A 9,426-nucleotide genomic window follows, 5' to 3' on the forward strand; every position below is an offset into this window, starting at 1 on the left:
GGTAGTCGATACCGATTAGCGAGCCAGTTATCGCATTCCATTTCTGTGATGAAGCAAGGCAAATCCTCGTGGTTGCAGTTAAACAACCACCACTGGTCACCCATGCTTTGAGGGATGGCAAGCTCATACGTAATACCAATCTCTCGCATTACCACCTCAGGGTGCTTGTTCACACCTGCATATGCAGCACCCATGCAGTCATATCGCAAGTGCCTCATGGTTTCACCTCCTGCTGCGGTGCTGCTGGCAGCGGCATCCAGTGGGTAGCGATAAAGATATCGCCGTTGCTCAACTGGAATGCGCATCTATCCCCTGCATCCAAGTAAACTGGCAACGCAATTACCATATCTTCGTGCTCATCAGTAGCTAGCACGGAAAAGTAAAATTCAGGCATCCGCTCACTGCACGGAATCCACCCCTGCACAGACGCAGTTGGCATATCAGGCCCTTTGCGGATCGCCTTAGCCAGCTCCAGTGGGTCATCGTAAAGCCAGTCGCCGGTTTGTGGGTGATTAGCTTCTGCAAGTCGTGCGGCCCACTCCAGACCGTCTTTGTGACCTTGCAGGTAATCAAGCGGCAACTCATCAGGCTGGCTTACAGGTTCGGCACCCTGAAGCATGGCGGCGCGGCAGTCGTTTAAATCACCATAAATCTGACCAACCATATTAAAGCCATTGGTAGGCCAGTTTGTTGGCGAGTAAGCGACCTCACCTTTGTCGGAAATGAATAAAAAACCAACCGGCTTCAATTCAGGCGCTATCACCGCTGGCTGCGGTAACTGTGGTGATGCGTAGACCGTTTTGAAATCAGCATTGTCGCTGGCATTGTCTTTGACAAACTCATACTCATCCGGGGTCAGTTCAATCCAGCCCGTAGACATACCGTTGTATGGGTTGCGCTCGCGATACAAAATGACCGGCTCCTGCTCCAGCCCGGCAAGCAGCTGGCGGGCCATTTCCTCGATAGCTTCGCTATCGCATACTGCCAATAAATTTGTCATATGCATTGCACACGGCCTGTACGCCGCCTTTCTTGCAAGCTCTGCGATTTCTTCCAAGCGTTCTTTGGTGAATTTGGTCATGGATTAGTCCTCCCCGAATTTCTGAATGCAGGTGGTTTTACCGACGAACCGGGCCGGTCCTTTTCTTTTTGGTAGGTGATATTCACCGTCGAACCGGTAGATGCCGACAGCGGCACATGGACCATCATCACGAATTAATTCCCAGATGAAGTCTCCGCGGTCGTTGAAATAACCTGGCCCTTCGCCAAATGTCGGAAAGTCGCTGTAAACCACATCCATATCACCATGCTGCCCGTTGATGAAAATGAAATACCCCTTGTGCCGCTCACCCGGCTTCGCGTCGAGGTGCCCGAATGTTTCGTGTATTACTGCCGCGGCCCTCGCTGCTGTGATTTGCTCTCCGATTTCGCGCATATCCCTACTCCCCCACCTTAGTGATGATGCCAGCGACTACCAGTTCTGCGGTGTTGGTCTCCTGGCGAAGTTGGGCGGCGAAGTTAGCTGCTAAGTATGCGTAGGCATGATTTTTATTCTCTCCGCTTGCGATGGCTTTGCGGGTCAAATGCTCGGCGTACATCTCAACGCCCTGAGCCCGCACTTCAGCCAGGAAGGCGTCGGTGGATGGGGTGTTAAGCGTAAAATCCTGTTGGCCTGATTTTAGGTATGCAATGGCTATCTTTGTGGCTGCACATTCGACAGCGAATTTCTCTTTTTCAGCAGCCAGAGCCGCGCACTTGGCCTCAAGTTCGGCCATCACGTCCTGATGGTCTTTGTACTTAACGTATGAGCCGGAGATGTCATCACCTTCGGTGTTTAGCCATGCGTCATTGCAATTCACTGCGTAGGTATTAATTTTCATTTGGCGGTTCCTTAGAACGAGAAATCGCAAGTAAATTCGTGGTCACACTCCGGGCAGCAGCACCAATAATCTGTTGTGCGCAGAGTCTCATGCTCGCCAGCCGCAGCCGAATCCCAGAAATCATCGGTTTCTGTGAGGTCAAAAAGGTGATTGCATTCAGGGCAATTAACATTTAGCTCAATGGTCCATTCTGCTTTTACGCTGCTCATGCTGCTTCCTCACTAAATTCGATAATGTCTTCTGCTGTGATATCCAGAACGCGCATCTCGCGCCCCAGCGCCTTCTCCATTCGCTCTACGCAACCACGGATGCGGGTCATCTGCACTTCCGGGAACTGGCTGCGTGACATCTCGGTGAGCGTGTTGAACAGGTTCCGGTTCTTCGCCTGGCGAGCCTTCACCTTTGCGCAGGCCCGGAGTGATTCGCCAATCTTGCGACCGTCAGCCCGGGCGGTGGCGCGGCATAACTCCAGCGTCAGGAGGGTTTCAGGGAACTCGCGATAATCTGAGTTCATGATGATTTGCATTGCGGTGTTCATACATCAGCCCCTCTGTGATGGCGCCCGGTTGATGGTTTGCTGGTTGAGATGCGGCGAACTTCGTCCTGATCGCATGGCATGAAGTGACCGTTCACGAATTTCTGGTAAACGGTGCCGAGAGTGCCGAAGCGGTTTTTGGTCACGATGACCTCGGCATATGGCGCTGCCGGGGAATGCTCGTCGTACACAGCTTCGCGGTAGAGCATGATGATGCTGTCTGCGTCCTGCTCGATGCTGCCGGAGTCGCGCAGGTCGGCGTTGGTCGGGCGCTTGTTTGGGCGCTTCTCAACGTCACGAGAAAGCTGGCTCAGGGAGATGACCGGGCACTTTAAATCCTTCGCCATTGCTTTCAGGCTGCCGGAGATATGGGCGATCGCCAGGTCGTTACGGTCGGCTTTCGGCTTGGATATCAGGCCGAGGTAGTCAACCAGGATCAGAGACAGCGCTGGATGCTCCTGCTTGTGCCGTTCGGCGATACTGCGGATCTCTTCGACGGTCAGTTTCGACGCATCGACCATCCAGACATCGAGGTCTTTCAGGTGGCAGATGGCGTTGTAAACCCGCGCCCAGCCTTCGTCATCCATGTTTGCCGGGTTACGCAGAACGCTGACGGACATGTTTTCTCGCCCGGCAATGCTTCGCTCTGCGATCTGCAGGTTGCTCATCTCCATGCTGAAAATCAGCACACCGCGCAGGTTGTCAGTGCCAGGCATCGGGCGGCTTGCCACGCCTTCGGCAATCTTAAGCGCCAGTTCCGTCTTACCCATGCCAGGGCGAGCCGCGATAATCACCAGATCTTCCGCGTTCATGCCGCCAGTGATGGCGTCCAGCTCGTCGATCCCGGTTTTCAGAGTGTCGGACTCATCGCCGTTCTTCAGCCGGTTCTCCAGCGTGTCGGTGTAGTCGTCCAGCACATCACCGAGCCGTACCGGGGCAACCTCAGTTTTGGGCTTCCTGATGGTGCTCAGGCGGCGCATAAGCTCGTCCATTGCCGAGGCTGCGTTATCCAGCGTTCCGTTGCTTACATCGCCGCGCAGCTCGTCCATTGCCTGGAGGAACATGCGGCGCTGATGCTGATCGCTAAGCATCCCGGCGTATCCACGCAGGTTGGCGGCGCTGGGGCATGCTCTGGCAGTTTCCATGATGTCAGCGAAATGCGCGTCACCGCACTCTTCGGCAACCATCAGGGCGTCAATCAGTTTGCGGTTCCGGGCCTGCTTGCGGATCACCTCAAAGGCTTTCCGGTAGACCGGTATTGTGAAAGCGTCCGCTTCCATCCGGGCGAGAACGTCACTTGCGGACGGGGTCAGGCCGCCGAGCAGCAGCCCGCCGATCACACTTGCTTCGATATCCTGTCTCATGCCATCCCCCTGTCAGCGAATTTTGCTTCCCGCACTCCGGTCAGCGTGTCGTCTCTCAGCAGAAAATCGAAGTCTGCTGTCCAGCCAGTGTTGTTATCGCCGAAGTAAAATGGCTTGGCCTGATGCACGAACGCCCGGACGTACGCCCTGAACCCTTCGACGTTTGGCGTCTTGAGCTGGGGAATGATTTTCTTCAGGCGGCGCTTGCGCTTCTCGTTGACAGCCACTGCGTGTGGGAGCCTTTCGCCCACTTCGGTGTTGTAGGCTGCCAGGAAGGATTCGTAATCGATGCTGACTTTGGTTCTGGCTGTAAGTTTTTCACTTCCAGCGTCGCCCCCGCCAGGGGGTAAGGGGGTATTTGTATTTAATGTCTTTTTAACAGTGTCTTTTGTGTGTACCTCCCGCTGCAAATCGTCATTCCCTACTGGTGTGACATTTTGTGTCACAGACGGTGTAAAACTTTCCATGACGGCATGAATCTTATTCACGGCCTGTTTTACGGTGGTTTCAAACATCTCGCCGCGGATCATTTCATCCTTCATGGCCTCATGGATTAGAGGTTCTATGGCCCCTGCATTGAGATGGAATGGCGAGACATAGAAGACCTTTGGATCGTTATTTTCAAAGTAATAACGGACCTCTTTGAGGCGCTCTTCTGCATTTCTGGTTGTGAATCCAATTTTCACAGGGCCGAATTCATCTTCTGCGAAAACATAGATATAACCAGCCTTATGCTTGGTTGAACCGTATTCTCTTCTGCGTTCTGGACGTTCAATAGACCAGTCAGAAATGACCTTATTGATCCCTACCTTTCTTCCTTCTGTTACTAAAACCTTCATGTTCAGCAACTCTGTTTTTGTAGAGCTGCATCTGGTTCTAGGCATTCCAGTCATCTCAGAGAATTGCTCGCCACTAATCCAGTCGAACTTCTTGTTAAACCCGTAGGTTTTACGGATTACAGCTAGCAGCAGCTTTATCTGCCGCGACGTGAAGTTGCTGGACATCATGGCGTCGAGCAAGTCATTGGCGATGCGGGTATAGCCATCCTCAATGTCTGCCACGTGACGCTCCACAACCTCTGGCTGAGGTTTACGAAAATCTGCTAACTTAACGACGCCCATGCTTCACCCCTGACTTAGCCATTGCGATGCGGATAACTCCAATCAGGCGCTCTGCGAATGCCTGGTTCTTGGACGCTGCGACGATAAGACCGTCGGGTGAATCTGGATGGCGCCGCTCCTCTTTTTCCTGGTACTTTCTGCGAGCTTTTGTCATAATTACTCCAGTTACCTGACGTAACACAGTGTGTTGAGAGCCTTTGAAGTGACCGCTTCAAGGGCTTTCGTCTTTTTGATACTTCCCATCACATAACTCCCAGCATTGAAGTGACCATCGTCATCAGTGGGCCTACCTGGTCCGGCATGAGGCGGAACATGGCAGCGATACCCTCGCTTACCTCTTTCAGCTTCTGATGCTCTGGTGCGTCCAACATGACCGCCTGCTTAGCTTCCGAGACCTCCTTCTCTGCTTCTGCCAGCCTGACCAGTTTGCAGTCAGCGCCAATCAGCTTTGTGCGGTACTCGATAGGCAGAACGGCCATGATTGCCGGTGTCAGCTGGCGCACGTTCTCGCGGTACTGTTCAGAGTCGAAGCGGTTATCGAGGAAACGGAACAACTTCTGGCGCTGCCTGCTTACATCCTTCGGGAAAGTGATATCCACCCCGCCCTGCTCCCGGTACTCATTGACGATCAGCATCGTCACCACGTCCTGACCTTGAATTGCTGCCCAGGAGCGAATCGCATTGCGGATCGCATCGTGGTTATCTTCTTGTTTTTGCTGAGCGCGATTTATCATCACGCCGGGCGAAAATGCGATACTCTGTTGATAAGTAAGTGATTGCATGTGAAGTCCCTTAAATTGAAAAAATGACAGATAGGCCATGCGCCAAACACGCAAAGCCGGTTTGATTTTTCGTTTGATGCGCCCTTTTCCAGGGCAGAGATGTATTAAGAGCGGTGTTGCTTAGGCTGCGTGTTGTTCTGGCGGAAACACGTCATCCAGTTTTACGTTGGCGCCAAAGGCATTAAGAGCAGCTACCAGCTTGCGACAGGTTTTAAGGTCTGGCTGTCTGCGGCCAGACTCGTAATGGCCGATTGCACCCTGCGTGCAGCCAACCAGCTTCGCTAAATCTGTCTGGGATACCTTAGCGGCTTCCCGTTTAGTCCGAAGATTGCTCATCGGGATACCTCCTTGGGTGTTAATTCAGACTAATAATACAAAGTGTACTGAATAAAAGCAAGAGGGGTAATACATTTTGTGTGTTGTCACAGTTAATACACAGCGTAATAATCGTGGGATGAAAACTCCGTGGAACGAACTGGCAAAAGCCAGAATGAAGCAGGTCGGCATAACCCAGGACAAACTGGCGGAGGCGCTTGGGAAAACCCAGGGCGCGATCGGCCATTGGCTTAACGGCCGCCGCGAGCCAAGCATTGAAGATATCGCCGCGGTGATGAAGCAGCTGGGGTTAAAGGAGCTGATCCTGTCTTCTGACGGAATGGTTGATTATCCGGAAGGGTCGATGGCCAACGTTACCAACCCGCGACCTCATGCTGAGGTGAAAAGCTTCCCACTTATAAGTTGGGTTAGCGCCGGGAACTGGTGTGAGGCCGTTGAGCCTTATCGTCTGGAAGAGATTGATGTATGGCCGGAAACCACCGCCCATGCGGGTGGACACTCCTTCTGGCTAACAGTGCGCGGTGACTCTATGACGGCGCCAACTGGGCTGAGCATTCCAGAAGGTATGCTTATCCTGGTTGATCCAGAAGTTGAGCCTACCAGTGGAAGATTGGTCGTCGCGAAGCTGGATTCTGAGAATGAAGCCACTTTCAAGAAGTACATAGTCGATGCCGGTCAAAAGTACCTGAAGCCACTGAACCCCAGCTATCACATGATCCCAGTCAATGGGAATTGCAGAATCATCGGCGTTGTTATCGAAGCAAAGTGGCAGGGCCTGTAAAATCCCCCTCCCCAATCAAACCCGCTACGGCGGGTTTTTTATTACCTGCGTAAAATAATTTCCCTTCATTTTCATACCCTTTGTATTTTTCTCGGGTTTTTAAGTACAATATGTATTGACGTTATTTAGTACATTTTGTATTGTTAACCCATCAGCAGGACGCACTACTCACCAGGACGGTGATGCTCTTAAAAATCTGGCGCTGAAAAAGCGCAGCATTCAAAGCAGAAAGCTTTGGGGTGTGGTGACCGAACCAAAAAGTAATCGGTAGTAACGCTCACAGGCGTGAAACGAATCGGGATGGCGGTGAGCACAACTGTGATAGGGCTGCAACGTCGCATTCACCACACCACCAAAGCTAACTGACAGGAGATCCACAATGGATGCACAAGCACGCCGCCGCGAACGCCGCGCAGAGAAACAGGCCGAATGGAAAGCTGCAAATCCCCTGTTAGTTGGGATCAGCGCCAAGCCAGATAACCGCCCTGTACTGTCGTTGACTCGCAAGCCTAAATCACGCGTAGAAAGCGCTCTGAACCCGATTGATTTGACAATGCTGGCTCAGTACCGGGAAGAGTTAGAAAACCGCGCTGCGGTCGTTGAGCGCAAGAATCACCGCACCTGGTACAGCAAGCCGAGCAGAGAAATGGGCGTGACCTGTACCGGTCGCCAGAAAACGAAAGGCAAATCCATCGCATTAATCTGAGGTGGCCCATGAAGAACAGCATCAAGTGCCCGGTATGCGGTCGTGACTTCGACCCGAGAACGCCGGTCTGCCACATCAGCAAGTATCACCCGGCAGCGAAGAACTGCGAACTGGAGAAGATACGCGATGCACGGCGGCAATATTTCAACCCGGCAGCGAGCGGAGCCAGATGATGGATAGCGAAATCATCGCTCAGTTCATGGTGCTCTGCTTATGGGTTTACGTTTTATTTTTCTTCAAATAGTGGGCGGGTCGAGTGGCCTGCGGTGAATAAACAAAGGGGTGAGGGTATGGAGATAACTCCGGCACAAATTACTGAGGGAATGATTTTCTACGGCGTTAAGTCAGGAGGTGATTTCCCGGAATTTTTAAAGTACCAGGCGATCAAGGCAACAAACAAGCAGGTTAAGGCCAAGAAAGTCCAGACCCAGTCGTGGGGTGCGAACTATGAATACACATTGCGGGAAAGCGATTGGCGATATTTCGCTGATTTCATCTCAGCCAGGGCTGCGTGGGTGGCCACAGTGCTCGAGCCTGATATCAAGAGGGCTGAAGACAGGCTGATCTCAGCGCAGAAACGTAAGGCGCAAATTCTGGCAGCTGATGATTTGTGAGGTCGCTCCGGCGGCCTTTTTTACGCGGGTAACTACAGAGGGTAAGGGTATGGAAGCATTGGCAGTTGAACGAAATGAAGATGGTCACTGGACACATCCAGTCTACGCGGCTTTGTTCGGTGATCGAGAGCTAGTTTCACGTGATGAATTCCAGGCTTTCTGCGAAACGCACGGCATCGAGTCATCAGTTGTCGAGTTGGAGAATGACGACAACGAAGAGGTTAATTTCTCGTATTTCGAAGAGGGTAGCGCCGACATCAGTAAGTGGGAGCCGAGCAAGCCAGAAGGCGATGGCTGGTTTATCGGCTCTATCCATGACACCGAAGACGGGCCGCTCTGCGTGTGGTTCAGAAAGAAACAATAGACCCGCTCCGGCGGGTTTTTTATTGCTCATACCTCGCCGCATTTACGAGTGCGGCCAGTTATGAGACGGCGGCCATCCACCGCCAATATTTTTGGCCTTCGCATATATGCGTAGGGGTAACGTTCAGCGGCGCGGCTTAAGCGCGGAGATGATTATGAGCAAAGAAACAGGCGGTACCGCATTCCCTTACTCAGGAGTGCATAAGGGCAAGGCAGAAAACATCATCGTTGATAGTCAGGGCATGACGCTGCGCGACTACTTCGCGGCGAAGGCGATGCAGGCTCGGTTATCGAATCCAGATTGGCTGTGCAGTGATGAGCGTACCGCAGCTGATGCATTTGCAATGGCTGACGCAATGCTCAGCGCCCGGGAGGACTCATGATTCATCAGCACTACGGCACCCAGGAAGTTAACCGCGGCGCTGTTCAGCCAGGCATGCTCGTAAAGCACAAAGACAGCACCTGGACAGCGTCAGCGCATAAGCGCGGTCGACTCTACCTGCATCGCGGGTATGAACGCACTTACACAACGGATCTGCTGGTCGAGGTGTATCTCGACGGGCTGGGTCGCGGCTTGAGTCACTGAGGGGATAAGCATGGAAAAATTCAGAGGAACGCCTGGGCCATGGGAATGGTGGACTAGCAACTCATTCTTGCGCCTGTCCAGTAAATCGACCGGCAAGGATGGGGATGTCATCGACTCATTCAAAATGAGCGACGGCCAAACGTCGTTGTCGGTGAAGGTTGATGATATGCACCTGATCGCCGCCGCCCCAGAGTTGCTGGATGCGCTGCAAGACTTTATGGCTAACGCTGCAGGCGATGAAAAGTCCTGCGGGCATTCATTCGAATGCGTTTGCCGATTCGATAAAGCCAAAGCAGCCATCGCCAAAGCCCTCGGCAAGTAATCCCCCACCCCATTTCACATCTGGCAGCCAATCGGG

General features: G+C 52.8%; 18 protein-coding genes and 1 pseudogene. 8 read left to right on the top strand and 11 right to left on the bottom strand.

Features of this window, described 5'->3' with window-relative positions; genetic code table 11:
- Positions 1-214 precede the first annotated feature (214 nt).
- From ACT3IC_RS04885 to ACT3IC_RS04935, 11 genes and pseudogenes are all read right to left on the bottom strand, one after another.
- Complete coding sequence (locus ACT3IC_RS04885; protein WP_473476490.1) at positions 215-1,081, bottom strand: DUF551 domain-containing protein; 867 nt, start codon at positions 1,079-1,081, stop codon at positions 215-217.
- A 3-nt stretch (positions 1,082-1,084) separates the two neighbouring features.
- Positions 1,085-1,435: a hypothetical protein gene (locus ACT3IC_RS04890; RefSeq protein WP_473476493.1), complete on the bottom strand. Its 351-nt coding sequence runs from the start codon at positions 1,433-1,435 to the stop codon at positions 1,085-1,087.
- Positions 1,436-1,439: 4 nt separating this feature from the next.
- The gene (locus ACT3IC_RS04895; protein ID WP_473476495.1) at positions 1,440-1,880 is read right to left on the bottom strand and encodes a hypothetical protein; all 441 of its coding nucleotides are present in this window, start codon (positions 1,878-1,880) and stop codon (positions 1,440-1,442) included.
- Between the two features lie 11 nt (positions 1,881-1,891).
- Positions 1,892-2,089, bottom strand: a complete 198-nt coding sequence (locus ACT3IC_RS04900; RefSeq protein ID WP_473476496.1) for a hypothetical protein — start codon at positions 2,087-2,089, stop codon at positions 1,892-1,894.
- Positions 2,086-2,418, bottom strand: coding sequence for a DUF7740 domain-containing protein (locus ACT3IC_RS04905; RefSeq protein ID WP_473476498.1), 333 nt, complete (start codon positions 2,416-2,418; stop codon positions 2,086-2,088). Before ACT3IC_RS04905 ends, ACT3IC_RS04900 begins: the two co-directional genes overlap by 4 nt.
- On the bottom strand, positions 2,415-3,779 hold the full coding sequence (locus ACT3IC_RS04910; protein ID WP_473476500.1) for a replicative DNA helicase: 1,365 nt from the start codon (positions 3,777-3,779) through the stop codon (positions 2,415-2,417). The genes ACT3IC_RS04905 and ACT3IC_RS04910 overlap by 4 nt, the downstream gene beginning before the upstream one ends.
- On the bottom strand, positions 3,776-4,582 hold the full coding sequence (locus ACT3IC_RS04915; RefSeq protein WP_473478878.1) for a GIY-YIG nuclease family protein: 807 nt from the start codon (positions 4,580-4,582) through the stop codon (positions 3,776-3,778). Before ACT3IC_RS04915 ends, ACT3IC_RS04910 begins: the two co-directional genes overlap by 4 nt.
- Positions 4,571-4,900 (bottom strand): annotated as a pseudogene (locus tag ACT3IC_RS04920) (replication protein); the annotation flags it as partial. The pseudogene ACT3IC_RS04920 and the gene ACT3IC_RS04915, both read right to left, overlap by 12 nt.
- The gene (locus ACT3IC_RS04925; protein WP_247866714.1) at positions 4,887-5,054 is read right to left on the bottom strand and encodes a hypothetical protein; all 168 of its coding nucleotides are present in this window, start codon (positions 5,052-5,054) and stop codon (positions 4,887-4,889) included. The pseudogene ACT3IC_RS04920 and the gene ACT3IC_RS04925, both read right to left, overlap by 14 nt.
- A gap of 88 nt (positions 5,055-5,142) precedes the next feature.
- Entirely contained in the window at positions 5,143-5,682 is a 540-nt protein-coding gene (locus tag ACT3IC_RS04930; RefSeq protein WP_473476503.1) for a toxin YdaT domain-containing protein, read from the bottom strand.
- 120 nt (positions 5,683-5,802) lie between these two features.
- Positions 5,803-6,018 (bottom strand): helix-turn-helix transcriptional regulator, encoded by a 216-nt coding sequence (locus ACT3IC_RS04935; RefSeq protein ID WP_312077158.1) that lies wholly within the window; start codon positions 6,016-6,018, stop codon positions 5,803-5,805.
- 118 nt (positions 6,019-6,136) lie between these two features.
- Here ACT3IC_RS04935 and ACT3IC_RS04940 point away from each other — a divergent pair, with 118 nt between their 5' ends.
- The 8 genes from ACT3IC_RS04940 to ACT3IC_RS04975 all read left to right on the top strand — a co-directional run bounded on the left by ACT3IC_RS04940 (position 6,137) and on the right by ACT3IC_RS04975 (position 9,390).
- Positions 6,137-6,799: a LexA family protein gene (locus ACT3IC_RS04940; protein ID WP_312077159.1), complete on the top strand. Its 663-nt coding sequence runs from the start codon at positions 6,137-6,139 to the stop codon at positions 6,797-6,799.
- Positions 6,800-7,178: 379 nt separating this feature from the next.
- The gene (locus ACT3IC_RS04945) at positions 7,179-7,505 is read left to right on the top strand and encodes an antitermination protein N (RefSeq protein ID WP_473476507.1); all 327 of its coding nucleotides are present in this window, start codon (positions 7,179-7,181) and stop codon (positions 7,503-7,505) included.
- Positions 7,506-7,513: 8 nt separating this feature from the next.
- On the top strand, positions 7,514-7,678 hold the full coding sequence (locus ACT3IC_RS04950; RefSeq protein WP_473476509.1) for a hypothetical protein: 165 nt from the start codon (positions 7,514-7,516) through the stop codon (positions 7,676-7,678).
- A gap of 117 nt (positions 7,679-7,795) precedes the next feature.
- Positions 7,796-8,119 carry a hypothetical protein gene (locus ACT3IC_RS04955; RefSeq protein ID WP_473476512.1) on the top strand — a complete coding sequence of 108 codons (324 nt, stop codon included), beginning with the start codon at positions 7,796-7,798 and terminating at the stop codon, positions 8,117-8,119.
- Positions 8,120-8,168: 49 nt separating this feature from the next.
- Entirely contained in the window at positions 8,169-8,483 is a 315-nt protein-coding gene (locus ACT3IC_RS04960) for a hypothetical protein (RefSeq protein WP_473476514.1), read from the top strand.
- A gap of 154 nt (positions 8,484-8,637) precedes the next feature.
- A complete protein-coding gene (locus ACT3IC_RS04965; protein ID WP_473476517.1) occupies positions 8,638-8,865 on the top strand; it encodes a hypothetical protein in 228 nt (75 codons plus the stop codon).
- On the top strand, positions 8,862-9,068 hold the full coding sequence (locus ACT3IC_RS04970; RefSeq protein WP_310825376.1) for a cell division inhibitor protein: 207 nt from the start codon (positions 8,862-8,864) through the stop codon (positions 9,066-9,068). The genes ACT3IC_RS04965 and ACT3IC_RS04970 overlap by 4 nt, the downstream gene beginning before the upstream one ends.
- A gap of 10 nt (positions 9,069-9,078) precedes the next feature.
- Positions 9,079-9,390 carry a hypothetical protein gene (locus tag ACT3IC_RS04975; protein WP_473476520.1) on the top strand — a complete coding sequence of 104 codons (312 nt, stop codon included), beginning with the start codon at positions 9,079-9,081 and terminating at the stop codon, positions 9,388-9,390.
- The last annotated feature ends 36 nt before the right edge of the window (positions 9,391-9,426 follow it).

The sequence above is a fragment of the Leclercia sp. GHBNCSD genome, assembly GCF_055805075.1.

Excerpts from the sequence above, each read along its gene's own strand:
- ACT3IC_RS04885 (WP_473476490.1), bottom strand. The coding sequence starts at position 1,081 with ATGACCAAATTCACCAAAGAACGCTTGGAAGAAATCGCAGAGCTTGCA.
- ACT3IC_RS04890 (WP_473476493.1), bottom strand. The coding sequence starts at position 1,435 with ATGCGCGAAATCGGAGAGCAAATCACAGCAGCGAGGGCCGCGGCAGTA.
- ACT3IC_RS04895 (WP_473476495.1), bottom strand. The coding sequence starts at position 1,880 with ATGAAAATTAATACCTACGCAGTGAATTGCAATGACGCATGGCTAAAC.
- ACT3IC_RS04900 (WP_473476496.1), bottom strand. The coding sequence starts at position 2,089 with ATGAGCAGCGTAAAAGCAGAATGGACCATTGAGCTAAATGTTAATTGC.
- ACT3IC_RS04905 (WP_473476498.1), bottom strand. The coding sequence starts at position 2,418 with ATGAACACCGCAATGCAAATCATCATGAACTCAGATTATCGCGAGTTC.
- ACT3IC_RS04910 (WP_473476500.1), bottom strand. The coding sequence starts at position 3,779 with ATGAGACAGGATATCGAAGCAAGTGTGATCGGCGGGCTGCTGCTCGGC.
- ACT3IC_RS04925 (WP_247866714.1), bottom strand. The coding sequence starts at position 5,054 with ATGACAAAAGCTCGCAGAAAGTACCAGGAAAAAGAGGAGCGGCGCCAT.
- ACT3IC_RS04930 (WP_473476503.1), bottom strand. The coding sequence starts at position 5,682 with ATGCAATCACTTACTTATCAACAGAGTATCGCATTTTCGCCCGGCGTG.
- ACT3IC_RS04935 (WP_312077158.1), bottom strand. The coding sequence starts at position 6,018 with ATGAGCAATCTTCGGACTAAACGGGAAGCCGCTAAGGTATCCCAGACA.
- ACT3IC_RS04940 (WP_312077159.1), top strand. The coding sequence starts at position 6,137 with ATGAAAACTCCGTGGAACGAACTGGCAAAAGCCAGAATGAAGCAGGTC.
- ACT3IC_RS04945 (WP_473476507.1), top strand. The coding sequence starts at position 7,179 with ATGGATGCACAAGCACGCCGCCGCGAACGCCGCGCAGAGAAACAGGCC.
- ACT3IC_RS04950 (WP_473476509.1), top strand. The coding sequence starts at position 7,514 with ATGAAGAACAGCATCAAGTGCCCGGTATGCGGTCGTGACTTCGACCCG.
- ACT3IC_RS04955 (WP_473476512.1), top strand. The coding sequence starts at position 7,796 with ATGGAGATAACTCCGGCACAAATTACTGAGGGAATGATTTTCTACGGC.
- ACT3IC_RS04960 (WP_473476514.1), top strand. The coding sequence starts at position 8,169 with ATGGAAGCATTGGCAGTTGAACGAAATGAAGATGGTCACTGGACACAT.
- ACT3IC_RS04965 (WP_473476517.1), top strand. The coding sequence starts at position 8,638 with ATGAGCAAAGAAACAGGCGGTACCGCATTCCCTTACTCAGGAGTGCAT.
- ACT3IC_RS04970 (WP_310825376.1), top strand. The coding sequence starts at position 8,862 with ATGATTCATCAGCACTACGGCACCCAGGAAGTTAACCGCGGCGCTGTT.
- ACT3IC_RS04975 (WP_473476520.1), top strand. The coding sequence starts at position 9,079 with ATGGAAAAATTCAGAGGAACGCCTGGGCCATGGGAATGGTGGACTAGC.